The organism is Lutimaribacter saemankumensis (genome assembly GCF_900100005.1).
Classification (GTDB): domain Bacteria; phylum Pseudomonadota; class Alphaproteobacteria; order Rhodobacterales; family Rhodobacteraceae; genus Lutimaribacter; species Lutimaribacter saemankumensis.
The window spans coordinates 497,814-521,568 of sequence record NZ_FNEB01000001.1 but is presented as its reverse complement, the minus strand read 5'-3'; the positions used below and the strand labels follow the sequence as shown (position 1 = coordinate 521,568).

General features: G+C 64.8%; 20 protein-coding genes. 13 read left to right on the top strand and 7 right to left on the bottom strand.

Annotated elements, in window-relative coordinates; genetic code table 11:
• Nucleotides 1-92 precede the first annotated feature (92 nt).
• A complete protein-coding gene (locus BLT50_RS02525; RefSeq protein ID WP_090026148.1) occupies nt 93-2,282 on the top strand; it encodes a dehydrogenase E1 component subunit alpha/beta in 2,190 nt (729 codons plus the stop codon).
• On the top strand, nt 2,279-3,538 hold the full coding sequence (locus BLT50_RS02520; protein ID WP_090026146.1) for an NAD(P)/FAD-dependent oxidoreductase: 1,260 nt from the start codon (nt 2,279-2,281) through the stop codon (nt 3,536-3,538). Before BLT50_RS02525 ends, BLT50_RS02520 begins: the two co-directional genes overlap by 4 nt.
• 54 nt (nt 3,539-3,592) lie before the next feature.
• Here BLT50_RS02520 and BLT50_RS02515 read toward each other — a convergent pair whose 3' ends face one another.
• The 4 genes from BLT50_RS02515 to BLT50_RS02500 all read right to left on the bottom strand — a co-directional run bounded on the left by BLT50_RS02515 (nt 3,593) and on the right by BLT50_RS02500 (nt 7,030).
• The gene (locus tag BLT50_RS02515) at nt 3,593-4,771 is read right to left on the bottom strand and encodes an ammonium transporter (RefSeq protein WP_090026144.1); all 1,179 of its coding nucleotides are present in this window, start codon (nt 4,769-4,771) and stop codon (nt 3,593-3,595) included.
• Between the two features lie 149 nt (nt 4,772-4,920).
• A complete protein-coding gene (locus BLT50_RS02510) occupies nt 4,921-5,406 on the bottom strand; it encodes a CinA family protein (protein WP_090026142.1) in 486 nt (161 codons plus the stop codon).
• Nucleotides 5,403-5,900, bottom strand: coding sequence for a phosphatidylglycerophosphatase A family protein (locus BLT50_RS02505; protein WP_090026139.1), 498 nt, complete (start codon nt 5,898-5,900; stop codon nt 5,403-5,405). The genes BLT50_RS02510 and BLT50_RS02505 overlap by 4 nt, the downstream gene beginning before the upstream one ends.
• Entirely contained in the window at nt 5,897-7,030 is a 1,134-nt protein-coding gene (locus BLT50_RS02500) for a bifunctional 2-C-methyl-D-erythritol 4-phosphate cytidylyltransferase/2-C-methyl-D-erythritol 2,4-cyclodiphosphate synthase (RefSeq protein WP_090026138.1), read from the bottom strand. The genes BLT50_RS02505 and BLT50_RS02500 overlap by 4 nt, the downstream gene beginning before the upstream one ends.
• 183 nt (nt 7,031-7,213) lie before the next feature.
• Between BLT50_RS02500 and dusB the strand changes: the two genes are divergently transcribed.
• The 5 genes from dusB (at nt 7,214) to ntrX (ending at nt 14,424) form a co-directional block, all read left to right on the top strand.
• Nucleotides 7,214-8,194, top strand: coding sequence for a tRNA dihydrouridine synthase DusB (dusB, locus tag BLT50_RS02495; RefSeq protein WP_090026136.1), 981 nt, complete (start codon nt 7,214-7,216; stop codon nt 8,192-8,194).
• Entirely contained in the window at nt 8,191-9,267 is a 1,077-nt protein-coding gene (locus tag BLT50_RS02490; RefSeq protein WP_090027016.1) for a two-component system sensor histidine kinase NtrB, read from the top strand. Before dusB ends, BLT50_RS02490 begins: the two co-directional genes overlap by 4 nt.
• Entirely contained in the window at nt 9,267-10,646 is a 1,380-nt protein-coding gene (locus BLT50_RS02485) for a response regulator (RefSeq protein WP_090026134.1), read from the top strand. Before BLT50_RS02490 ends, BLT50_RS02485 begins: the two co-directional genes overlap by 1 nt.
• Nucleotides 10,647-10,823: 177 nt before the next feature.
• Nucleotides 10,824-13,004 (top strand): sensor histidine kinase NtrY-like, encoded by a 2,181-nt coding sequence (locus BLT50_RS02480; RefSeq protein ID WP_245723285.1) that lies wholly within the window; start codon nt 10,824-10,826, stop codon nt 13,002-13,004.
• Nucleotides 13,005-13,011: 7 nt separating this feature from the next.
• Nucleotides 13,012-14,424: a nitrogen assimilation response regulator NtrX gene (gene ntrX, locus BLT50_RS02475; RefSeq protein WP_090026130.1), complete on the top strand. Its 1,413-nt coding sequence runs from the start codon at nt 13,012-13,014 to the stop codon at nt 14,422-14,424.
• Between the two features lie 11 nt (nt 14,425-14,435).
• Here the strand turns inward: ntrX and BLT50_RS02470 are convergent, their stop codons facing one another.
• Complete coding sequence (locus BLT50_RS02470) at nt 14,436-14,915, bottom strand: hypothetical protein (RefSeq protein ID WP_245723258.1); 480 nt, start codon at nt 14,913-14,915, stop codon at nt 14,436-14,438.
• A 116-nt stretch (nt 14,916-15,031) separates the two neighbouring features.
• On the opposite strand from BLT50_RS02470, the gene trkA reads away from it, so the two are divergent.
• The 6 genes from trkA (at nt 15,032) to BLT50_RS02440 (ending at nt 21,871) form a co-directional block, all read left to right on the top strand.
• On the top strand, nt 15,032-16,408 hold the full coding sequence (gene trkA, locus BLT50_RS02465) for a Trk system potassium transporter TrkA (RefSeq protein WP_090026128.1): 1,377 nt from the start codon (nt 15,032-15,034) through the stop codon (nt 16,406-16,408).
• A 3-nt stretch (nt 16,409-16,411) separates the two neighbouring features.
• A complete protein-coding gene (locus BLT50_RS02460) occupies nt 16,412-17,923 on the top strand; it encodes a TrkH family potassium uptake protein (RefSeq protein ID WP_090026126.1) in 1,512 nt (503 codons plus the stop codon).
• A gap of 130 nt (nt 17,924-18,053) precedes the next feature.
• A complete protein-coding gene (hfq, locus tag BLT50_RS02455) occupies nt 18,054-18,293 on the top strand; it encodes an RNA chaperone Hfq (RefSeq protein ID WP_024812204.1) in 240 nt (79 codons plus the stop codon).
• Nucleotides 18,293-19,567, top strand: coding sequence for a GTPase HflX (gene hflX, locus BLT50_RS02450; RefSeq protein ID WP_090026125.1), 1,275 nt, complete (start codon nt 18,293-18,295; stop codon nt 19,565-19,567). Before hfq ends, hflX begins: the two co-directional genes overlap by 1 nt.
• A gap of 23 nt (nt 19,568-19,590) precedes the next feature.
• Nucleotides 19,591-21,003, top strand: a complete 1,413-nt coding sequence (locus tag BLT50_RS02445; protein WP_090027012.1) for an amidase — start codon at nt 19,591-19,593, stop codon at nt 21,001-21,003.
• Nucleotides 21,004-21,070: 67 nt separating this feature from the next.
• Nucleotides 21,071-21,871, top strand: coding sequence for a DUF2189 domain-containing protein (locus BLT50_RS02440; RefSeq protein ID WP_090026123.1), 801 nt, complete (start codon nt 21,071-21,073; stop codon nt 21,869-21,871).
• 10 nt (nt 21,872-21,881) lie between these two features.
• On the opposite strand, the gene BLT50_RS02435 is transcribed toward BLT50_RS02440, so the two are convergent.
• Together BLT50_RS02435 and BLT50_RS02430 are read right to left on the bottom strand one after the other, a co-directional pair.
• Complete coding sequence (locus tag BLT50_RS02435) at nt 21,882-22,334, bottom strand: YHS domain-containing (seleno)protein (RefSeq protein ID WP_090026121.1); 453 nt, start codon at nt 22,332-22,334, stop codon at nt 21,882-21,884.
• Between the two features lie 94 nt (nt 22,335-22,428).
• Nucleotides 22,429-23,718: an HlyC/CorC family transporter gene (locus BLT50_RS02430; RefSeq protein ID WP_245723257.1), complete on the bottom strand. Its 1,290-nt coding sequence runs from the start codon at nt 23,716-23,718 to the stop codon at nt 22,429-22,431.
• Between the last annotated feature and the right edge of the window lie 37 nt (nt 23,719-23,755).

Below are 23,755 nucleotides of genomic sequence, written 5' to 3'. Positions count from 1 at the left end.
CAGGGGCGGCCTTTTTCGTTTCAAAGACCGGTGGAACGGCGGCGCGAAGGCGCGTATCACGGGGACCGGGACCACAGGGAAAGAGGCAAGCGATGGATCCGGCGACGCGTGTGCACGAGGCGTTTCTGCGCAGGGTGAAGGACGGCGACCTGCCCGATGTGACGGGACGCGCCGCCGATGCGGGGCTTGGCGCGGACGACCTGCTGGCGCTTTTCCGGGCGCAGGTCACCAGCCGGCAGCTCGACCGCGTCGCGCGGGTGCTGCAATCCAAGGGCCAGGGGTTCTACACGATCGGATCGTCGGGCCACGAAGGCAACGCCGCCATCGCCCATGCCCTGCGGGTAAGCGATCCGGCCTTTCTGCATTACCGCGATGCCGCGTTCCAGATCGCGCGCGCGGGCCAGGTGCCGGGGCAGACGCCGCTATGGGACATGCTGCTCAGCTTTACTGCCTCGTCCGACGATCCGACCAGCGGCGGGCGTCACAAGGTGCTGGGGTCGAAGGCGCTCAATATTCCTCCGCAGACCTCGACCATCGCCAGTCACCTGCCAAAGGCGGTGGGTGCGGCCTTTGCCATCGGGATGAGCCGCCGCATGCCGCCCGAAGTGGCGGAATGGCCGGCGGATTCGGTGGTGATGTGTTCGTTTGGGGATGCGTCGCTCAACCATTCCACGGCGCAGGGGGCGTTGAACACGGCGGGCTGGACGACCTACCAGGGCACGCCGTTGCCGCTGCTGTTCGTGTGCGAGGATAACGGCATCGGCATCTCGGTCAAAACGCCGAAAGGCTGGGTGGCGGATAGCCTGAAATCGCGTGCGGGGGTGGCATATTTCACCTGCGACGGGCTGGATATCGTCGACACCTACCGCACCGCGAAAGATGCCGCCGACTGGGTGCGCAAGCGGCGGAGGCCGGCGGTGCTGCACATGACCTGCGTGCGGCTGTACGGCCATGCCGGCGCGGATGTCGAAGCCAGTTACCGCCCCAAGGACGAGATCGCCGGGCAAGAGGCCAACGATCCGCTGATCCACAGCGCCGCGCGGCTGATCGCCGAGGGCGTGGCGGACGCGCAGGGGGTGCTGGATATCTACACGGGTATCTGGGCGGAAACCGAGGCATTGGCCGAAATGGCGGTGTCGCGGCCAAAGCTTGGGGATGCGGCGCAGGTGGCGGCCTCGCTCATCCCGCCGAAACGCGACGTGCCGCGCCTGAACGGGCCTGATCCGGCACTGCGGGCCGAGATGTTCGGCGCGGCGGATATGCGGGCGCTGGACGATCCGCAGCCGATGAACAAGCTTTTGAACCTCGGGCTGGCAGACCTGATGCTGGAAACCCCGTCGCTTGTGATGGCGGGCGAGGATGTGGGCAAAAAGGGCGGCGTTTACGGCATCACAAAGGGGCTGCAGGCGCGGTTCGGGCCGGGGCGGGTGATCGACACGCTGCTGGACGAGCAATCGATCCTGGGCCTTTCCATCGGCATGGCACAGCAGGGGTTCATCCCGATGCCGGAAATCCAGTTCCTGGCCTATCTGCACAATGCCGAGGACCAGTTGCGCGGCGAGGCCGCGACATTGCCGTTTTTCAGCAATGGCCAATATGCCAACCCGATGGTGCTGCGGATCGCGGGGCTTGGCTATCAGCGCGGGTTCGGCGGGCATTTCCACAACGACAATTCGCTGGCGGTTCTGCGCGACATCCCGGGCATCGTGATCGGCTGCCCCAGCACCGGGGCGGACGCCGTTGCGATGCACCGCGCCGCCGTTCGCATGGCGCGCGAGGACGGGCGCGTCGTGGTGATGGTGGAGCCCATCGCGCTCTATCCGATGCGCGACCTGCTGGCCGAGGGCGATGGCGGCTGGCTGACGCACTATCCCGATCAGGGGATCGAGATCGCGCCCGGCGATCTGGGCATTCATGGCGATGGTGCGGACCTGGCCATCGTGACCTATGGCAATGGACACTACCTGTCGCGCCAGGCGCAGGCGCGGCTGGCGGATCAAGGCGTGAACGCGCGGGTGATCGACCTGCGCTGGCTGGCGCCGCTCGATCCGGCGGCGATCATGGCGGCGGTCGAAGGCTGCGCGCGCGTGCTGATCGTGGATGAATGCCGTCGCAGCGGCAGCCAGTCCGAGGCGCTGATGGCGCTGATGCTGGAGCATGGCCGCCCGGATGCCCGCCGGGTCACCGCCGAAGATTGCTTTATCGCCACGGGTCCGGCCTATGCCGCGACGCTGCCTTCGGCAGATGGAATCCTGGCCGCCGCGAAGGAGATTTGCGCATGACCGGCAACCTTTGGGAGGCAAGCTGCACCGAAACCGTCGAGCCGGCCGCCTTGTCGGGCGATCACGGGGCCGACCTCGTGGTGATCGGCGGCGGGTTCACCGGCTGCTCCGCCGCGCTTGAGGCCGCGCAGGCCGGCGCCAGCGTTATCGTGCTCGAGGCCGAGCGCGTGGGTCATGGCGGGTCGGGGCGCAATGTCGGTTTGGTGAACGCGGGGTTATGGCTGCCGCCGGACGAGGTGGAACAGGCCATGGGGCAGGGGCCGGGTGAGCGGCTCAACGCTGCGCTGGCGGCAGGGCCCGGCGAGGTGTTCGAGCTGATCGAACGGTACGGCATCGCCTGCGAGGCGGTGCAGGCGGGCACGTTGCATTGTGCCCATGCCCCGAAAGGGTTTGCCGATCTGCGCGAAAGGCACCGCCAGCAGGCGGCCCGCAATGCGCCCGTGACCCTGCTTGATCCAGAGACCGCGCGGGGCCGGCTGGGCAGCGCGGGCATCCACGGTGCCTTGCACGACGCGCGCGCGGGAACGGTGCAGCCGATGGGCTATGTCCGTGGCCTGGCGCGTGCGGCGGCCGGGCTGGGCGCCCGGATCGTCGAAGGGGCGCCGGTGTCGACCATCCGGCGCGAAGGAACCGGCTGGCAGGTCGATTTCGCGGGCGGTCGTGTTCGGGCAGGCGCATTACTGATGGCGACGAACGCCTATCACCGCGAGACGAAAGGGGCTGACCTGCCGCCGATGACGCCGGTGCATTTCTTCCAGATGGCCACCGTTCCGCTGTCGTCGAATATCGCCGGCTCGATCCTGCCGCAGGGCGAAGGGGCCTGGGACACTGGACTTGTGATGACATCCTATCGCAAGGACGCCGCGGGGCGGATGATCCTTGGCGCGATGGGCAAGCCCGACGCGGTGGGGCTGCACAAGGCTTGGGCGGAGCGGGCGCTTGCGCGGCTGTTTCCGCAGGCCGCCGGGGCCAGCCTTGCGTATTTCTGGTCGGGCCGGATCGGGATGAGCGATGACAAGATCCCGAAAATCCTGCGTATCGGACCGGGTGGTCTGGCGGTCTTTGGCTATTCGGGGCGGGGTATCGCACCGGGCACGGTTCTGGGCCGCGCCGCGGCGCGCGCGCTGCTGTCGGGCGATGAAAGCGGCCTGCCGCTGGCCCCGGTCGATCGCCATGACGAAAGCTGGACGGCGCTGCGGGGGCTCTATTACGAAACCGGCGCGCGGTTGCTGCACGGGCTGGGTGCGCGGTTCTGACATGGAAAAGGCCCGCCGGGTTGCGGCGGGCCCTTGTGCCGGATGTGCGGCAGTTCACGAGCTGTGGTCGTAGGCGCGTTCGCCATGCACCGAGATATCGAGCCCGTTATGCTCGGTTTCCACATCCACGCGCAGCGGGGTAACGAGGCTGACCAGCTTGGCCAGAACCACGGTAACGACCAGCGTATAGGCCCCGACGATGGCAAGGCTGCCCAACTGCGCGGCCCAACTACCCGCACCGAACGCTGCGATCATGATCGTACCGAAGATGCCCCCGACGCCATGCACGGCAAAGACATCCAGTGTATCGTCGATCTTCAGCCGTTCGCGGATCATCACCACCGCTTCCTGGCACAGGATGCCTGCCACTGCGCCGATGATCAGCGCCTCGACCGGGCCAACAAAGCCGCTGGCCGGCGTGATTGAGGCAAGGCCCGCGATCGTGCCCGTTACCATGCCCACAAGCGACGCCTTTCCGAACTTGATCCGTTCCCACAAAGCCCAGGTCAGCGAGGCCGTCGCGGCCGAAATATGCGTAACGGTCAGCGCCATCGCCGCGCCGCCATCCGCGGCAAGCTGGCTGCCGCCGTTGAAGCCGAACCAGCCGACCCACAGCATCGCCGCCCCGATCATCACATAACCGGGGTTGTGCGGCGGTGTGGTCGCATTCTTGCGTGCGCCCAGCATCACGGCCAGCACCAGGGCAGCGAGGCCCGCGGTTTCATGGACGACGATGCCGCCTGCGAAGTCGCGTACACCGGTTTCACCGAAAATGCCGCCATCTGCCAGGAACCCGCCGCCCCAGATCCAATGGGTGACCGGCGCGTAGCACAGCAGCATCCAAAGGCCAGAAAACAGCAGGACGAAGCCGAACCCGATCCGCTCTACATAGGCGCCGACGATCAGGGCCGGCGTGATGATCGCGAATGTCATCTGGAAGGCGAAGAACAGCACCTCGGGCAGGCTGCCCGACAGCGTGCCGGCATCGATCCCGCCCAGGAACATCTTGCCCAGGCCGCCCCAATAGGCGCCGCCGTCGCCAAAGGCGATCGAATAGCCCAGGGCAAACCACAGCACGCTCATAAGGCAGGCGATGGCGTAGCAGTGCATGAAGACGCTCAGCACGTTGCGGGCGCGCACAAGCCCGCCATAGAACAGGGCAAGCCCCGGCAATGTCATGAATAGGACCAGCGCCGTGGCGACGATGATCCAGGCTGTATCGGCTGCGTTCATTGATTTCCCCTTCCCGTGCGATTTTTCGCTTTGGCGGGGATGAAGCGCACCAAGTTCGCCAAGGAAAGCGGCAAAACCCGATATGGGTGCGCAATTATCGTGCAATAATCGCAACGCCTAAAAAATAGGCTGAAAAGTCATGCCTTGGATTATTTTTCGGGCGCTTGTTGTGCGGCCTGAAAGAGCAGGTTCAGCGCGTGGTCGCGGGCGGATTTCCGCACTTCGGCGCGGCCGAGTGCGCCGAATTCGACCGTTTCGGTCACGGTCAGTTCACCTTCGATGGCAAGGCCGAAACAGACACGGCCCTCGGGCTTGTGGTCCGATCCGCCGGGCCCCGCAATGCCGGTGATGGCGACGGCCACTTGTGCGTTCGACCGCCACAGCGCGCCTTCGGCCATTTCGCGCGCGACCTCTTCGCTGACGGCGCCGTGGGCGGCCAGCGTGGCGCGCTCGACGCCCAGCATCTGCTCTTTGGCATCGTTGGTGTAGGTCACGAACCCGCGTTCGAACACGTCCGAGGATCCGGGGATGTCCGTGATCGCGGCGCTGACCATGCCGCCGGTGCAGGATTCGGCCGTGGCGATCATCCAGCCGCGCGCCCTGTAGGCCGCAAGTATGTCGGCGGGCAGGCTCACATCAGCAATCCGTGGCTCAGCCCGGCGGCGATCATCGTGGCGACGCCCGCGAAGACACCGGCCCACAGATCGTCCAGCATCACGCCGGTGGCATCGTGCCGGCGGTCGGCGCGGCCGACCAGCCAGGGCTTCCAGATGTCGAACAGGCGGAAAAAGACAAACGCGGCGAGCCAGCCCGGGTAAGGGAAATTCCAGCTGTCCAGCCCCATCAGCCAGAACCCGAAGGACGGGAACAGAAGCGCAACCCACTGGCCGGCCACCTCGTCGATGACGATTTCCGACGGATCCTGGCCGGGTTTCTCGAACAGTTCGACCTCGCAGGCCCAGACCCCCCAGCCGATTGCCGCAAGCGTCGCGGCCGCCAAAAGCGGGAAGTGCCCGATGCCGTGGATCAGCAGCCCCAGCGCCACCGCCACGGCCGAGCCCCATGTGCCGGGGGCGGGGCGCAGCAGACCGGCCCCGAAAAAGATGGAAACGGCGCGTGACAGCTTCATGATTTCACCAGTGTTGCAGTTGCGATTGCGGCGATGCCTTCCTCGCGGCCGGTAAAGCCTAACCGCTCGGACGTGGTGGCCTTGACCGAGATTCGGCCTGCCTCGATCCCGGTGATGTCGGACAGCGCGGCCTGCATGGCAACGGCATGCGGGCCGATCTTGGGGCGTTCGCAGACCAGCGTGCAGTCGATATTGGAAATCGCAAAACCCTGCTCTTGTGCCATGGCGACCGCGTGGCGCAGGAAGATGTGGCTTTCCGCGCCTTTCCATTGCGGATCGCTGGGCGGGAAGTGCCGGCCGATATCGCCCATCGCCAATGCGCCGTAAATCGCGTCGGTGATCGCGTGCATGCCGACATCCGCGTCCGAATGGCCCTCAAGCGCCTGGTCATGGGGCACATGCACGCCGCACAGAACCACATGGTCGCCGGGCCCGAAGCGGTGCACGTCATAGCCGTTTCCAAGCCGGATATCGGGGGCTGTCATCTGTCGTCCTTTCAGTATCGCCGCGGCGCGGGCGAAATCGCGCGGTTGCGTGATCTTGATATTGTCCTCGGAGCCTTGGGTGATCGCAACCGCAAGACCCGCCGCGCGGGCGACTTCGACATCGTCGGCGGCACCGCCCGGATGCGCGCGATGCGCGGCAAGGATCGCGTCGAACCGAAAGCCCTGCGGCGTCTGCGCGCGGAACAGGCCGTCGCGCGGTTCGGTTCCGGTGACATGCGCGTCACCCCGCCAGAGCGCGTCGGTAACCGCAAGGCCGGGCGCCGCGCCGTCCGAGTGGTCGAGGGCATCGAGAACCGCATCGATGACCGCTGTATCGACGCAGGCGCGGGCGACGTCATGGATCAGCACCCTGTCGATGTCATGCGCGGTCAGCGCTTCGAGGCCGGCCCGGACCGAGGCATCGCGCGTCGCGCCACCGGCAACCCAGTCCACCCCCGCGGGCACATGCGCCGCATCGTCAGGGTGAATGACCAGCAATACGCGATCGATGCCGCTGTGGTTTTCAAAGGCCGCGAGGGTCCACTCGGCCACGCTGTGCCCTGCCACGATCTGCCACTGCTTGGGCAGGTCGCCCCCGGCACGGGTGCCGCGTCCGGCGGCGACGATCAGGGCTGCGGTTCTCATCTCGGGCACTCCTTGCGTCTTTGAATAGGCGCTTGACGACTGGAGGGCAATCGGACAGATCGACCGGTAGGCTGTGCTTAAAAAATAGGCGAACACGCCTGATGGTGTTAAAAAGAGCCCCGGTTTTATTGTGATATCCCGGTCCCTGCTATAGCTAGATGAAAGTGCACAAGGTTTAGGCACATGGTTCTGACCCTCGACGATCGAAAGATAAATCCGCCGGTTTTGCTGGCGCCGCTTGCGGGAATCACGGATTTGCCGTTCCGCGAACTCGTGTCCTCGTTCGGCGCGGGGCTGGTCGTGAGCGAGATGGTCGCCAGCCAGGAAATGGTCGAGGCCAAGCCAGGCGTGCGCGACCGGGCCGAGCTTGGATTCGGGGTGGAAAACACCTCGGTGCAGCTTGCCGGGCGCGATCCGCGCTGGATGGCCGAAGCGGCGCGCATGGTCGCCGCGAACGGCGCGCGGGTGATCGACATCAACATGGGCTGCCCCGCGAAAAAGGTGGTCGGCGGCATGTCTGGTTCGGCCCTGATGCGCGACCTGGATCATGCGTTGCGCCTGATCGAGGCCGTTGCGGGGGCGGTCGACGTGCCGGTGACGCTGAAAACCCGGCTGGGCTGGGATGACGACAGCCTGAATGCGCCGGATCTTGCCCGCCGCGCAGAGGGCGCCGGGGTGCGCATGGTCGTCATTCACGGGCGCACGCGCTGTCAATTCTACAAGGGGCGCGCGGATTGGGCGCGAATCCGCGCGGTGAAAGAGGCCGTATCGATCCCGGTCGTGGCCAATGGCGATATCACCGATGCGGCGACCGCGCGTGAGGCGCTGGCACAATCGGGGGCCGATGGCGTCATGGTCGGACGCGGGGCGCAGGGGCGGCCCTGGATGCTGGCGCAAATAGCCCATGAGCTGGGCCAGGGCGCGGCACCTCAGGTGCCAACAGGCTGCAAGCTTATTGACATGATAACAAGGCATTACGAGTCGATGTTGACGTTCTATGGGCATGACCTGGGTTTGCGCGTCGCGCGCAAGCACCTGGGGTGGTACATGGATGACCTTGGAACATCCGCAGACCTGCGCCGCCGCATCCTGACAAGCCGCGACCCGTCCGAGGTGATCCGCATGCTGCCGGATGCCGATCAGACCGAAAGGTGCGCGGCATGATGAGCGACAGCGCACTTTGGAGTTCGTTGCCCGTGCCGGCGCTGCTGGTCGACGTCGATGATCTGATCGCCGACATCAACCCGGCGGCCGAGGGGTTCCTCAATACCTCGGCGAAATCCGCGCGCGGTCAGCCGGTCTGGGACAGGCTGGCGGTCGATGCGCCGCTGGAAGAGGCATTCGCACGGGCCCGTGTCGAAGGCACGCCGCTTTTCGTGAATGACGTCGATGTCGGGACAGGGGACCGCCCGCCGCTGCAATGCAACCTTCAGATCGCGCCGTTGCAGGGCCATCCGGGACATATGCTGTTCCTGATTGCGCCGCGGGAATTGGCCGGGCGCATGACCCAGAGCCATTCGGTGAAATCCGCGGCGAAATCGGCCATCGGCATGGCCGAGATGCTGGCGCACGAGATCAAGAACCCGCTGGCGGGAATCACTGGCGCGGCGCAGCTGATCAGCATGAACCTCGGGCCGGAAGACCTTGAATTAACGGATCTTATCGTCAACGAAACCCGGCGTATCGTGAAGCTGCTGGAACAAGTCGAGCAATTCGGCAACCTGTCCGCGCCGCATCGCAAACCGGTCAACCTGCACGACGTGCTGGACCGCGCGCGCCGTTCGGCGCAGTTGGGTTTCGGCGCTCATATGAAGATCGTCGAACAATATGACCCGTCGCTTCCGCTGGCACATGCCGACCCGGACCAGTTGCTGCAGGTGGTCCTGAACCTTCTGAAGAACGCGTCAGAGGCCGCGGGCAAGGATGGTGGCACGATCACGCTGCGCACCTTCTTCGAGCACTCGTTCCGCCTGCGGCGCAGCGACGGGACGGGACATTCGCTGCCGCTGCAGATCGAGGTGATCGATGACGGCCCCGGCCTGCCCGAAGATATCAGGGGCGACATTTTCGATCCTTTCGTTTCGGGCCGTGAAAACGGCACCGGGCTGGGACTTGCGTTGGTAAGCAAGATCATCAGCGACCATGACGGATGGATTTCGGTGAATTCCGTGCCCGGGCGCACGGTGTTCCGCATTTCGCTGCCACGCGCGCCAATGGATGAAAAGGAGACCGAGTAATGGACGGAACCGTTCTTGTTGCCGATGACGATCGTACGATCCGAACGGTCCTGACACAGGCTCTGACACGGGCGGGCTGCAAGGTGCACGCCACGTCGTCGCTGACCACGCTGATGCGCTGGGTGGGCGAGGGCAAGGGCGACGTGGTGATATCGGACGTGATGATGCCGGATGGTAACGGTCTGGAAATGCTGCCGAAAATCGCGCAGGATCGTCCGGGCCTGCCGGTGATCGTGATATCTGCGCAGAACACGATCATGACGGCGATCCAGGCGGCCGAGGCCGAAGCTTACGATTACCTGCCCAAGCCGTTCGACCTGCCGGACCTGATGAAGCGCACGGCCCGCGCGCTTGAGGCGCGCCGCCGCGTGGCGCCTGCTCGCACGACCGAAGACCCGGCCGAGCTGGAACGCCCCGAAGATCTGCCGCTTGTCGGGCGTACGCCTGCGATGCAGACGCTCTACCGTCTGGTCGCGCGGGTGATGAACACCGATCTGCCGGTGCTGATCACCGGCGAATCCGGGACGGGCAAGTCGCTGATCGCGCGGGCGATCCACGATTTTTCCGACCGCCGCACGCTGCCGTTCGTGACGGTGACGGCCTCCGACCTGTCCGATCTCGAAGGGCCGGCGCGCGTGCTGGCGCGGGTCAAGGGCGGCACGCTGCTGTTCGATGAATTGGGCGATCTGGACATGGATGCGCAGGCGCGCATCGTGCGGATGATGGACACCCCCGGCGATCATGTGCCGCGTTTCATGGCGACCAGTCAGGGCAATCTGAACGCGGCGATGGAGAATGGCCGCATGCGTCAGGATCTGTTCTACCGCATCGGCGGTGCAACGATCGACGTGCCGGCCTTGCGCGAACGGGTCGATGACATTCCTCTGCTTGCAGAGCATTTCCTGATGCGTGCCGAGCGCGACACCGGCGTTTCGCGGCGATTGTCCGCCGACGCGCTGGAACTTATGCGGGCCTATAGCTGGCCGGGCAATGTGCGGCAGTTGGAGAACGCGATCCGCCGCCTTGTCCTGACCAGCCGCGCCGATGAAATCAGCCGAACCGAGGTCGAGGGCGTGCTGGGAAGCCAGCCCGAAGTCGAACCCGTTCTGGGGGGTGTGGGAGAGGCGGACAACCTGTCGGCCAGCATCGGCCGGCATCTTCGCCGGTATTTCGATCTGCACGGGAACATGCTGCCTCCGCCCGGGCTCTATGGTCGCATCCTGCGAGAGATGGAGACGCCTCTGATCGAAATCGCGCTCGAGGCGACAGGCGGTAACCAGGCAAAATGCGCCGATCTTCTGGGGATCAACCGCAATACGTTGCGCAAGAAGATCACCGATCTGGATATTTCCGTGACACGCCGTCGCAAATTGATGTAAAACCGCAACATCTGCGTGGCATTCGGGCCGCAGGGCCGATATATGCCACAACATATCGCGGTTTCGCTCCTACGGGGCGCATCTTTTCGGGGGGTGTGCGTGACCACAAGGGCACGGCACAGAGGTTTCGGCTGGGACAGGCTGGTGCGCCTGCGGCGTCAGCGACGTGTGCAGACGATGCTGACGTTGGGGCTGGTGCTGCTGGGGCCGGTTCTCGCCCTTGCCACGTTTACCGTTCTCGGGCCGCTGGATCGTGGCGCGTCGTCGCTGTCGCTGCGCCTCGTTCTGATGGCCGATCTCGTCTATGTGCTGCTGCTGGCTGCGCTGGTGCTGCAGCGCGTCGTGGCGCTGGTCGCGGCGCGGCGGGCGCATTCCGAAGGCTCGCGCCTGCATTTGCGGCTGACAGGGGTGTTCGCGCTGATGGCGCTGCTGCCCACGGTGACGGTCGCGGTCTTCGCCATGCTGACGATCAATGTCGGGCTTGAGACATGGTTTTCCGAACGCGTCCGGCAGGTGGTGGGGGCGTCGCTCGCCGCGGCGCAATCCTATGACGAGGAAGAGCGCAAAGACCTGAACGACGACGCGCTTTTGCTGGCGCGGTTCATCACCCAGCGCCAGCGCGCAACGGGGTTCACCTCGGACGGGGATCTGCGCGTCGTGTTGAGCGAGGGGCAAAGCCTGATTCAGCGGGGCCTGAAAGAGGCTTACGTGATCGACGGCAAGGGTGGATTGCAGGCGCGCGGACAGCGGTCCTATCTGTTCGACTATGAACAACCCACGCCGCAGATGTTTGCGCAGGCGCGCCAGGACGGCATCCTGCTTATCCCGGATTGGCCGATCAACGAATTTCGCGCGCTCGTGCCGCTGCGCGGGTTCGCCGACCGGTTCCTTTACATCAGCCGGACGGTGGATGGCGATCTGCTGGCGCTGCTGGATGAGACCCAGGAAACCGCGCGGTTCTATCAGCAGCAGGAAAGCGAACGGGGCCGGCGGCTTTTCGATTTTGCGGTTCTGTATCTCGGATTTGCGGTTCTGCTTATCCTTGCCGCGGTCTGGCTGGGCCTTTGGTTCGCAGAACGGTTGAGCCGCCCCGTGGGCCGCCTGACGGGCGCGGCGCAGCGCGTGGGCGAGGGCGACCTGGATGTCCAGGTCATCGAGGAAGAAGGCGATGACGAAATCGCCATGCTGGGCCGGTATTTCAACCAGATGACCCGGCAGCTCAAGGGTCAGCGCGATACGCTGCTCGACAATACCAAGGCGATCGAGCGGCGGCGGCGGCTGTTCGACTCGGTGCTCAGCTCGGTCACGTCGGGCGTGGTCGGGGTCGATGCGAAGGGGCGCGTGACCTTCGTCAACCGTTCGGCCGAACGCCTGCTGGACTGGCAGGAGGATCAGCAATCGCTGGCGCTGGCGGTTGCCGTGCCGGAATTCGGACCGCTGTTCGACAAGGTGAAAAGCGGTCAGGCCGAAACGGCGCAGGAAGAGATCAAGGTCAGCCGCGGCGGACGGCTTGAAAACCTGCTTGTGCGGGTGTCGACCCGGCGCAATGCCGATGGCAAACGCGAGGGGTTCGTGGTGGCGTTCGACGACGTGACGAACCTCGTTGCCGCGCAGCGCATGGCGGCCTGGGGCGATGTCGCGCGGCGGATCGCGCACGAGATCAAGAACCCGCTGACCCCGATCCAGTTGTCGGCCGAGCGCATCAAGCGCAAGTTCGGCCGCCAGCTGGAGCCGGAACAGGCCGAAAGTCTGGATCAGCTGACCGAGGTGATCGTGCGCCAGACCAACGACCTGCGCCGTATCGTCGATGAGTTTTCGAAATTCGCGCGCATGCCCGAACCCGACCGCAAACCCGAAAGCGTGACCGCGATCCTGCGGGATGCGGTGCTGTTGCAGCAGGCCGGGCAACCCGACGTGGTGATTTCCGACGACCTGCCCAAGGACGCGCTGATGGCCGAGCTTGACGCCACCATGATCGGCCAGGCGCTGACCAACCTGATAAAGAACGCCGGCGAAGCGACCCAGAGCCTGCGCGAAAAAGGGGCACCCGAAGATTACCGGCCGGAAATCCGCGTCACCGCAGTTAAGGATGACGGTCACGCCGAAATCCGCATCATGGATAATGGCATCGGACTGCCCGAAGACAGGGCGCGCCTGTTCGAGCCTTATGTCACCACCCGCGAAGAGGGCACGGGCCTTGGCCTGCCCATCGTCAAGAAAATCATAGAAGAGCACGGCGGGACACTCGCCCTGGAAGATGCGCCGCCATTCCACGACGGCGCGCATCAGGGGGCGATGGCGGTCATTTGCCTTCCGCTGACGCCGGCGGCGCTTGCCGCGGCGCAAGACAACAAGTGAGGACGTTATGAGCGATATTCTGATTGTCGATGATGAGCGCGACATCCGCGAGCTGATCTCGGATATCCTGGAGGACGAGGGCTATACCACGCGGCTAGCAGGCAATTCCGACGACGCGATGAAAGAGATCAACGCCGAACCGCCGGCGCTTTTGATCCTCGATATATGGCTCAAGGACAGCCGGATGGACGGGATCGACATCCTCAAGACCGTCAAGCGTGACAATCCCGATGTTCCGATCATCATCATCTCGGGGCATGGCAACATCGAAATCGCCGTCGCCGCGATCAAGCAGGGTGCCTATGACTTCATCGAAAAGCCGTTCAATATCGACCAGCTTCTGGTGGTGATCCGGCGCGCGATGGAAACCAGCCGTCTGCGGCGCGAGAATACGGCGCTCAAGCGCAAGGATACCGGCGCGGCCGAAATGGTCGGCAGTTCGCAGGCCTTCCGTGCGCTGATCAGCCAGTTGGACAAGGTGACGAAATCCAACGGCCGCGTTATGCTGACCGGCCCGGCCGGGGCGGGCAAGGAGGTTGCGGCCCGCTATGTCCACGCCAATTCCAACCGGGCGTCCGGCCCGTTCGTGACGGTCGGCTGCGCCAGCATCGACGCCGAGCGCATGGAAGAGGTGCTGTTCGGGCGCGAAACGCCCGATCGCGGGATCGAGCCGGGCCTGCTGGAGCAGGCACATGGCGGTGTCGTCTATTTCGACGAGGTGGCCGACATGCCGCTTGGCACGCAATCCAAGATCCTGCGCGTGCTGGTCGACCAGCAATTCACCCGCGTGGGCGGGTCCGACAAGGTGCGGGTCGACATGCGGGTGATTTCGTCGACCAACCGCAACCTGGAAAACGAGATCGCGGCCGGCAATTTCCGGCAGGAGCTGTATCATCGGCTGAACGTCGTGCCGATCGAGGTGCCCAGCCTCGAAGAGCGCCGCGAAGACATCCCCGAACTGGCCCGCCATTTCATCGAGAATTTCCACCAGACCCAGGGCCTGCCGCTGCGCGAACTGAGCGAGGACGCGGTGGCGCTGATGCAGACGATGATCTGGCCTGGCAACGTGCGCCAGTTGAAGAACCTGATCGAGCGGGTGCTGATCCTCGGTGACGGCACCGGCGAGATCGACGCGCGCGAATTGCCCAGCGAAGAGGAAAAAGGGGCCGAGGACGGTCGGGTCGTGATTTCCGGCACGCTGGCCACAATGCCCCTGCGCGAAGCCCGCGAGGCGTTCGAGCGCGAATACCTGCTGACCCAGATCAACCGTTTCGGGGGCAATATCAGCCGCACCGCCAATTTCGTCGGAATGGAGCGCAGCGCGCTGCACCGCAAACTGAAAAGCCTGAATGTCGTGACGACGAACAAGGCCGGTGCGCGCGTGGCCCAGATCAGCGACGAGGAAGAGGTCGAGGGCTGATTGCCGGGCGGTTACTGCGCCGGCGTCACGATCTGCCAGGTGCCGTCGCGATTGCGGATCACGCAGGAGTTTTCCGCAAGGCGGGGCAAGACCGTGGTGCGTCCGGGCGGGGCTGCCTGCCGCACACCGTCCGAGCATACCGGAAGGCTGACCGGCGTGTAGCCGTCCTGGCGCATGCAGCGCGCAACGACCTGGTCGCGCAGCGAGTCGTTGGCGTCATAGACGATCACCTCGCCGCCGATGCGTTCATAGAACACGCGGCAGTTCTTGCCGGATGAATCGCAGATCCGCCTTGGCACGATGCTGACAGGGGTGCGCCGCACCTGGGTGCTGACGGGGACGTCCTTTGCAGCTTCGACGCGGCAGGACAGCAACCGATCCTCTGCCGCGGCGACCGTTGCGCCGGGCTTGTACCAGATATTCATGGGTGCGCAGGCCGCGACAAGGATCGCGGTCACGGCGAATGCGGCGTGGGTGGCGCGGACGGGCATCGTGTGTCTCCGGTTTGCGCATCCAGTCTGCCCAATGCGGGCGGTCATGACAATTCAATTGACCCCAAGGGACGCATCTGCCATCCAAATCCCTCGAGACATGGGAACGAATACCTATGAAAGTCATCATCTGCGGGGCAGGGCAGGTCGGCTGGCAGATCGCGCGGCACCTCTCGGGCGAACGCAACGACGTGACGGTTGTCGACAGCAATGCCGATCTTGTGCGCCGGGCCACCGACGCTTTGGACGTGCAGGGGATTGCCGGGTTCGCAAGCTATCCTGACGTGCTGGATCGTGCGGGTGCGCGCGATGCCGACATGGTGATCGCCGCCACCCATTCCGACGAGGTCAACATGGTCACCTGCCAGGTGGCGCATTCGGTCTTTTCGGTTCCGCGAAAGATCGCGCGCCTGCGGGCGCAATCCTACCTGACGGCGATCTATTCCGATCTCTACCGCCGCGATCACATGCCGATCGACGTGGTGATCAGCCCCGAACGCGAGGTGGCCGAGGCCGCGCTGCAACGCCTGGGATCGCCTTCGGCGTTCGACACCGAAGTGTTCCACGACGGCAAGGCGCAGTTGCTGGGCATCACGATCGAACATGATTGCCCTGTGGTGAATACGCCTCTGCGGCAGTTGACCGACCTGTTTTCGACGCTCCGCGCCATCGTCGTGGGTGTGCGCCGCGAGGGCACGCTTTTCGCCCCTGAACCCAATGACCAGCTTTTCGTGGGCGACGATTGCTATGTCGTGGCCGTAAACGAGGACGTGCCGCGCACGTTGGAGATTTTCGGCAAGTCCCTGAAAAAGCAGGAGCGCGTCGTGCTGGTGGGCGGCGGAAACGTCGGCCTGGCCGTGGCCACCCGCCTGGAAGAGCGCGCCGAACGCGTCCGCGTCAAGGTGATCGAGAAAAGCCGCGCGGTGGCCGAACGCGCCGCCGACCGGCTGGAACGCACCATCGTGCTGAACGGCGACGGGCTGGACAGCGCGCTGCTGAAAGAGGCCAATATCGACCGTGCGGATGCTGTCCTGTGCGTGACCGACGACGACAAGACGAACATGCTGGCGGCTGTGCGCGCAAAGGCCGAAGGCTGCCCGATGGCGATCGTTCTGGTCAACGATCCGACGATGGTTCCGCTGATGTCGCCGCTGGGTATCGACGCCTATATCAACCCGCGCGCGACGACGGTCAGCTCCATCCTGCGCCACATCCGGCATGGCCGCGTGCGCGGGGTTTACTCCATCGGCGATGCCGAGGCCGAGGTGATCGAAGCCGAGGTGCTTTCGACATCGCCCATTGCGGGGCGCAAGATCGGCGAGATCGAGTTCCCCGAAGGCGTGCTTATCGGCATGGTCCAGAAGGGCTCTAAGCTGGTGAAGCCGACCGGAAGCCTTCGCATCGACGAAGGCGATGTCATCACGATCTTTTCCATGGCCAGCGACGTGCCCGAGGTCGAGCGGCTGTTGCAGGTCTCGATCGACTTCTTCTGACGCATGCGGGCGCGGATCGCACAACAACCCTTGTTCCTGCTGATGATGGGGATCAGCGGGCTTGCGATGTATGTGCCGTCCCTGCATGCCCTTGCGCTGGATACCGAAGACGAGGCGCGTGCGTTTTTCTATTCGGGCACGCTGCTTCTGATCCTGACGGTGCTGATTGCCGTGGCGCGCGGCAGCCGGAGTCACCGGCGCGACGAGATGATGAACCTGCTTGCGTTGCTTTCGGGGTTCATCGTGCTGCCGGCGATGCTTGCCGTGCCCTTTCACGAGGCGCTGCGCACGACCAGTTTTCTCAATGCCTATGTCGAGATGGTTTCGAGCCTGACCACAACCGGCGCGTCGCTGTTCTCGCCCGAGCGGCTGTCGCCCAGCCTGCATCTGTGGCGTGCGCTGGTGGGCTGGATGGGCGGCCTGCTGATGTGGGTCGCCGCCGCGGCGATCCTGGCCCCGCTCAGCCTGGGCGGGTTCGAAGTGACGGCCAGCGGCGAACCGGGCCAGGCCGAAGCCGGCGGCCCGATGGGGCAGGCCGATCCGCAGCGCCGCATCCTGCGCGTGGCGTGGCACCTTACGCCGATCTATGCCGGGCTGACGCTGGCCTTGTGGATCATGCTGCTGGTGGGTGGCGACCGGCCGCTGGTCGCGATCAGCCACGCCATGTCGGTCATGGCGACAAGCGGGATTTCCCCGGTCGGCGGCATCGAGGGGTCAAGCTCGGGTCTGGGCGGCGAGATCGTGATGGCGCTTTTCATGCTGTTCGCCTTGTCGCGGGTCACGTTTTCTGGCGACACGCTGGTGGGCGCCAAGGTCAGCGTGCTGCGCGATTCCGAATTTCGCCTTGGGCTGGTGCTGGTCGCCGTTCTGCCGCTGGTGCTGTTCCTGCGTCACTGGAGCGGGGCGTACGAGTTCGACGAGGTGCAGGATTTCGCGCAGGCGCTGCGGGCGCTCTGGGGTGGCGTGTTCACCATCCTGTCGGTGTTGACCACGACGGGGTTCGAAAGTGCCGACTGGGCCGCGGCGCAGGACTGGTCGGGCTTGCAGACTCCGGGATTGATTTTTCTCGGGATCGCCATGATCGGTGGCGGGGTCGCGACCACCGCGGGCGGGGTCAAGCTGCTGCGGGTCTGGGCGCTCTACCTGCAGGGCTTGCGCGAGATGGAACGCCTTGTGCATCCGTCGTCGGTGGGACGTGCGGGCGCGGGCAGCCGCCGGTTGCGCCGTCAGGGGGCATACATTGCATGGATTTTTTTCATGCTTTTCGCCATTTCGGTCACGGTGTTCACGCTGGTGCTGGCATGGATCGTGGGCGATCTGGAACAGGCGCTGGTTCTGACCATCGCCGCGCTCAGCACCACCGGCCCGCTTGTCACGCTTGCGGCGGACACGCCGATTGCGCTGGCTGACATGGCGATATCGGCCAAGCTGGTATTTTGCGCGGGCATGGTTCTGGGCCGGCTCGAGACGCTTGCGATCATCGCGCTTGTCACCAGCGATCTCTTGCGCCGGTGACGCGAGGCTTGACGCGCGCACCCAAAGGTTTGATTTTGGGGCTGGAAACTCGGCTTACGGCAGGACATACTCGATCCCGAACTGGGGGAGGATGCCGGTCCGCGGCATGCGCAAGAACAAAGGTTACTTCATGGCTTCCGACAAACAGAATCTTCAGGACGCATTCCTTAATCACACGCGGAAGACCAAGATCCCGGTGACGATCTTTTTGATCAACGGCGTCAAATTGCAGGGCGTTATCACGTGGTTCGACAATTTCTGCGTGCTTCTGCGTCGCGACGGTCAAAGCCAGCTTGTCTACAAGCACGCGATCTCGACGATCATGCCCTCGCAGCCGATCAACCTCTATGATGGTGACGACTCCAATTGATGGAGCATGATCAGGAGCCGACCCGTGCATGGGTGCTCCATCCCGATATAAAATCCGACCGCGACAGGCGCCCGGCCCGTTTCGCGCTGGAAGAGGCCGTTTCGCTGGCCGCGGCCATGCCCGGACTTGTGGTTGCCGGATCGGAAATCGTGCCCCTGCAGCGCCCGCAGGCCGGGCCGTTGTTCGGCAAGGGCAAGATCGAAGAGCTGAAAGACCGGTTCAAGGCCAACGAGATCGAGCTGGTTCTGGTCGACGGCCCGGTGTCCCCGATCCAGCAGCGCAACCTTGAAAAGGCCTGGGGCGTCAAGCTGCTGGACCGGACGGGCCTGATCCTCGAGATTTTCAGCGACCGCGCTGCCACCCGCGAGGGTGTGCTGCAGGTCGAGATGGCCGCGCTGTCCTATCAGCGCACGCGGCTGGTCCGTGCCTGGACGCACCTGGAACGCCAGCGTGGCGGTCTGGGATTTGTCGGCGGTCCGGGTGAAACCCAGATCGAGGCCGACCGCCGCGCCATCGACGAACAGCTGGTGCGCCTGCGCCGTCAACTGGACAAGGTGGTCAAGACGCGCGACCTGCACCGCAAGGCGCGCGCCAAGGTGCCGTATCCCATCGTGGCATTGGTGGGCTATACCAACGCGGGCAAATCGACGCTGTTCAACCGCCTGACCGGGGCCGAAGTGATGGCGAAGGACATGTTGTTCGCCACGCTCGACCCGACGATGCGCGCGGTCAAGCTGCCCGGCGGCGGACCCGAAGTGATCCTGTCGGACACCGTGGGGTTCATCAGCGACCTGCCCACCGAACTTGTGGCCGCTTTCCGCGCCACGCTGGAAGAGGTGCTGGCGGCCGACCTGATCGTGCATGTGCGTGACATCAGCCACCCCGAAACCGAGGCGCAGGCGCAGGATGTCGAAGAGATCATGGCCTCGCTCGGCGTGGACAAGGCTGTGCCCCTGATCGAGCTGTGGAACAAGATCGACCGCCTTCCGCCCGCCGAGGCCGAGGCGATGCGCACAGCAGCCGAGCGCAAGGAAGGCGTGTTCGCCATATCCGCGCTTACCGGCGCGGGGTTGGAGCCGTTCCTGGCAGAGGTCGCCCGTCAACTGGCCTCGGAACGCCACGAAACGCGCTTGCACCTGTCCTTTGCCGATGGGCGCAAGCGCGCGTGGCTGCACGAACAGGGTGTTGTCGAAAGCGAAGAGCAGGGCGAGGACGGGTTCGATCTGCTTGTGCGCTGGACGGACCGGCAGGAACACCGATTCCGCGAAATGTGATGCAAGGCAAGGGAGGGCCGCGCATGGAACTGACCGAAAAAACCGCGCTCGAATTGTCGGGCATGCTGGAACGGCGCGAAATCAGCGCGGTCGAGTTGATGCAGGCCACGCTCGACCGGATCGCCGCCGTGAATCCGGCGGTGAATGCGGTCGTATCGCTGGGGGCGCCGGACGCGCTGCTGGATGCGGCGCGCGCGGCCGATGACAGCCCGCGCAAGGGCTGGCTGCACGGCATTCCCATCGCCGTCAAGGATCTGGCGAACGTGGCGGGCTTTCGCACGTCGTTCGGCTCGCCCGCGATGCCCGATACACCCGCCAAGTCGGACGACCTGATGGTCGCGCGGATGCGCGCGGCCGGTGCGGTGTTCATCGGCAAGACGAACACGCCCGAATTCGGCCTGGGCAGCCATACGTTCAATCCGGTGCACGGCACCACGCGGAACCCTTATTCGGCCGACCGCAGCGCGGGCGGGTCGTCAGGCGGTGCGGCGGCGGCGCTGGCCACGCGGATGCTGTCGGTTGCGGACGGGTCGGACATGATGGGCAGTTTGCGCAACCCGGCGGGCTGGAACAATGTCTATGGCATGCGCCCCAGTTGGGGCCGTGTGCCGGGCGAGCCGCTGGGCGAGATGTTCCTGCATCCGCTGGCCACCAGCGGCCCGATGGCGCGGAACCCGCGCGATCTGGCTGCGCTGCTCGAGGTGCAGGCCGGCCCCGATCCGCGCCAACCCTTCGGTTTGCCCAAGGAAAATTTCCTTGATGCGATCTCCGCTGGAATCAAGGGACGCCGCATCGGTTGGCTTGGCGACTGGGGCGGCGCCTACGAGATGGAGCCGGGGATACTGGACCTGTCCGAAGCGGCCCTGCGCATGTTCGAGGAACTGGGGGCGATCGTCGAACCCGTGGCCCCGCCGATCGAGGCGGCGCAGATCTGGGACAGCTGGCTGGGCCTGCGCGCATTCGCCAATGCCGGGCGGCTCGATCCGCTGTACCAGAACCCCGAGACGCGCGCGCGGCTGAAACCGGATGCAATCTGGGAAATCGAAACCGGGCGCGCGCTGGCAGCCACCGAGATACAGCGCCTGTCGCTGATCCGGTCCGAATGGTATCGCCGCGCGGCCGCGCTGTTCGACAGCTACGACGCACTGGTTCTGCCTTCTGCGCAGGTCTGGCCGTTCCCGGCAGATTGGGAACGCCCGCACCGCATCAACGATACCGGGATGGACACCTATCACCGCTGGATGGAGGTGGTGGTGCCGGTCAGCCTGATCGGTCTGCCCTGCGTGAACCTGCCGGCAGGCTTCGGCGCGAACGGCCTGCCGGGCGGTGTGCAGCTTTTCGGGCGGCACGGGGACGATCTGGGGCTGCTGCAACTGGCGCAAGCCTATCACGAGGCCACCGACTGGCCGGGAAATCACCCGCCGAAATTGTCCTGACGCTTGATTTGGGCGGCGTTTCCCGCTCACATATCCCCAAAACCGCATAAATGGCCGGGGGGAGATCATGGGACAGGAGCCGCAACTTGGCGTGCCGCAGCTCGGGCAGGTGACATTCGCCATGCTGGCCGAGGCGCTCAGGCGGGGTTGGCGCGACCTGAAACGCGCGCCCGGGTTCGGCTTCATCTTTGCGCTGGTCTATGTGCTGGTGGGGCTTGTCTTTGCTCTGATCACCTGGGCCACCGGGAAAAGCTATTGGCTGGTATTCGCCGCGGTCGGGTTTCCGCTGGTCGGACCGTTTGCCGCCGTCGGACTTTACGAGGTCAGCCGCAGGCTGGCCCGCGGCCGGGCGCTGGACCTTTATCAGATCTTCGGCGTGATCGCGACGCAGTCCAAGCGGCAATTGCCGTCGATCTGCGCGATCGTGCTGTTCATGTTCCTGTTCTGGTTCTTCATCGCGCACATGATCTTTGCCCTGTTCATGGGGTTTTCGACCATGACCAACGTGTCCAGTTCCTATGAGGTCTACCTGACCACCGAAGGGCTGGCGATGCTGGGTGTCGGCACGGTGGTGGGCGCGCTGTTTGCGCTGCTGCTTTACATGATCACAGTGATTTCGCTGCCGCTTCTTCTGGACCGCGAGGTGGATTTCGTCACCGCGATGATCACCAGTTTCCAGACCGTTCTGGCCAACCCTGTTCCGATGCTGGCCTGGGGGGCGTTCATCGCCGTTACCACCTTCGTCGCGATGGTGCCGTGGTTCCTCGGGCTGTTCATCGTGCTGCCGCTTTTCGGGCACGCGACATGGCATCTCTATGATCAGATCGTTGCGGCGGGAGGCGAAGAAAGCGCGCTGCAACCGGCCTGAAGGCTTGCCGTCACTCGATAATGCCGGGCCAGTTGGTTTCCGCCTTCGAGATGTTTCCGGGAATGTCCTTTTCCCATTTCCCGCGCACGCCCCTTGAATAGTTCAGGTAGAGCCTGCCATCCACGATCGTCCAGGCGTCGGCCACGGTGGGCGCGGCATAGCCGCTGGCAGCGCGATAGGCGCAATAGCCGCCGAATTGTGGGGCGTAGCGGTCCGGGTCGGCTGCAAAAACGGCCTTGTTTTCGGCACTGGCAAAGCGCCAGGTCGCCCCGTTCCAGTCAAGGCTGTGTTCGGCGCGGCCCTTGGCGGGGGCGCCGTCGCGGAAATAGCTGACCGGATCGGTCCCCCCGAGCGCCAAGCCGTCTTTCTGAAAGATGCGCGGCGTCTCGGCGCGGGCGGGCAACGCGGCGATCACGGGAAGCAGGGCAAGCGAGGTCAGGACAAGGCGGCGGGTAGGGGCCATGGGGCGTCTCCGGGTCAATTGCTCCGCCCATGCTCGTTCAAGCAAGGCCATGCTGGCAACTGCCGAAACGCGAACGTGACCGCCCGTGACACCGTCAGAGCGGGCGGATTTTCAGCTTTGTGATCCGGTTGCCGTCACGGCCCGTCACCTCGAAGCGGAACCCGTGGAAGGAAAACACCTGGCCCACTTCGGGGATCATCTGGGCCTCGTGGATGACAAGCCCGGCCACGGTGTTCGCCTCGTCGTCGGGCAGCGACCAGTCGGTCGCGCGGTTGAGGTCGCGGATGGTCATGGCCCCTTCGACAAGGAACTGGTTGTCCTTGGATCTCTGGATCGGGTGATCGGCGTCGGGGTCGAACTCGTCGGTGATTTCGCCCACGATTTCCTCAAGGATGTCTTCGAGCGTGATCAGACCTTCGAGGCTGCCATATTCATCGACCACCAGCGCGAAATGCGTCCGGCGGCGCAGGAACTGGCGCATCTGGTCGTCCAGCGTCGTGGTGTCGGGCACGAAGTACGGCGCCATTGCCACGTCGAGAATGTTGAAATCCGCCAACCCCTTGGCCGAGGCATCCGGCCCGAACATCAGCTTGTGCATGGCGCGCAGCAAATCCTTGGCATGCACGACACCCACGATGTTGTCGGGGTCGTCCTTGAAGACGGGCAGCCGTGTGTGCGAACTTTCGAGACACTGGCGCAGCAGCTCTTCGGGGTCGGTATCTGCGTCGATCATCTCGATGTTCGAGCGGTGGAGCATGATTTCCTCGACCGCGCGTTCGCCTAGGTCCAGCGCGCCCAGGATGCGGTCGCGGTCTTCCTTTTCCACCACGCCTTCGGAATGGCCCAGATACAAGGCGCCGGCGATTTCCTCGCGCACGGCAAGGATCTGGCTGTCGGGATCGGTGCGCACGCCGAACACGCGCAGAACGCCGCGCACGAACCAGCGCACGGCCGACACGACCGGGGCAAACACGGTCACGACGAACTGGATCGGCCGCGACACCAGGCTGGCGGCAGCCTCGGCGTTGGTGATGGCGTAGGTTTTCGGCAGAACCTCGGCGAAGATCAGCACCAGAAGCGTCATCACCAACGTGGCCAGCGCCACGCCGGATTCGCCAAAGACCCTTGTGAACAGGGCGGTCGCCAGCGACGCGGCCAGGATATTCACCAGGTTGTTGCCCAACAGGACCGAGCCGATAAGGCGCTCGTTGTCCTCGGTGATCTGCAGCGCGCGTTCGGCCCCGCGCGATCCCTTGTCGGCCTGTGCGCGCAGCTTGCCCCGGCTGGCGGCAGTCAGCGCGGTTTCGGAGCCGGAAAAGAAACCGGACAGGACAAGCAGAAACAGGATCGCGCCGGCGGTGATCCAGAAAGCGGCGTCAAGCATTGGGGCGGTGGCCTCGGGGGTCATTTGGGTTCTGTTC

Coding starts and splice junctions, on each gene's coding strand:
- BLT50_RS02525 (WP_090026148.1), top strand. CDS start 93: ATGGATCCGGCGACGCGTGTGCACGAGGCGTTTCTGCGCAGGGTGAAG.
- BLT50_RS02520 (WP_090026146.1), top strand. CDS start 2,279: ATGACCGGCAACCTTTGGGAGGCAAGCTGCACCGAAACCGTCGAGCCG.
- BLT50_RS02515 (WP_090026144.1), bottom strand. CDS start 4,771: ATGAACGCAGCCGATACAGCCTGGATCATCGTCGCCACGGCGCTGGTC.
- BLT50_RS02505 (WP_090026139.1), bottom strand. CDS start 5,900: ATGAAGCTGTCACGCGCCGTTTCCATCTTTTTCGGGGCCGGTCTGCTG.
- BLT50_RS02500 (WP_090026138.1), bottom strand. CDS start 7,030: ATGAGAACCGCAGCCCTGATCGTCGCCGCCGGACGCGGCACCCGTGCC.
- dusB (WP_090026136.1), top strand. CDS start 7,214: ATGGTTCTGACCCTCGACGATCGAAAGATAAATCCGCCGGTTTTGCTG.
- BLT50_RS02490 (WP_090027016.1), top strand. CDS start 8,191: ATGATGAGCGACAGCGCACTTTGGAGTTCGTTGCCCGTGCCGGCGCTG.
- BLT50_RS02485 (WP_090026134.1), top strand. CDS start 9,267: ATGGACGGAACCGTTCTTGTTGCCGATGACGATCGTACGATCCGAACG.
- BLT50_RS02480 (WP_245723285.1), top strand. CDS start 10,824: ATGCTGACGTTGGGGCTGGTGCTGCTGGGGCCGGTTCTCGCCCTTGCC.
- ntrX (WP_090026130.1), top strand. CDS start 13,012: ATGAGCGATATTCTGATTGTCGATGATGAGCGCGACATCCGCGAGCTG.
- BLT50_RS02470 (WP_245723258.1), bottom strand. CDS start 14,915: ATGCCCGTCCGCGCCACCCACGCCGCATTCGCCGTGACCGCGATCCTT.
- trkA (WP_090026128.1), top strand. CDS start 15,032: ATGAAAGTCATCATCTGCGGGGCAGGGCAGGTCGGCTGGCAGATCGCG.
- BLT50_RS02460 (WP_090026126.1), top strand. CDS start 16,412: ATGCGGGCGCGGATCGCACAACAACCCTTGTTCCTGCTGATGATGGGG.
- hfq (WP_024812204.1), top strand. CDS start 18,054: ATGGCTTCCGACAAACAGAATCTTCAGGACGCATTCCTTAATCACACG.
- hflX (WP_090026125.1), top strand. CDS start 18,293: ATGGAGCATGATCAGGAGCCGACCCGTGCATGGGTGCTCCATCCCGAT.
- BLT50_RS02445 (WP_090027012.1), top strand. CDS start 19,591: ATGGAACTGACCGAAAAAACCGCGCTCGAATTGTCGGGCATGCTGGAA.
- BLT50_RS02440 (WP_090026123.1), top strand. CDS start 21,071: ATGGGACAGGAGCCGCAACTTGGCGTGCCGCAGCTCGGGCAGGTGACA.
- BLT50_RS02435 (WP_090026121.1), bottom strand. CDS start 22,334: ATGGCCCCTACCCGCCGCCTTGTCCTGACCTCGCTTGCCCTGCTTCCC.
- BLT50_RS02430 (WP_245723257.1), bottom strand. CDS start 23,718: ATGCTTGACGCCGCTTTCTGGATCACCGCCGGCGCGATCCTGTTTCTG.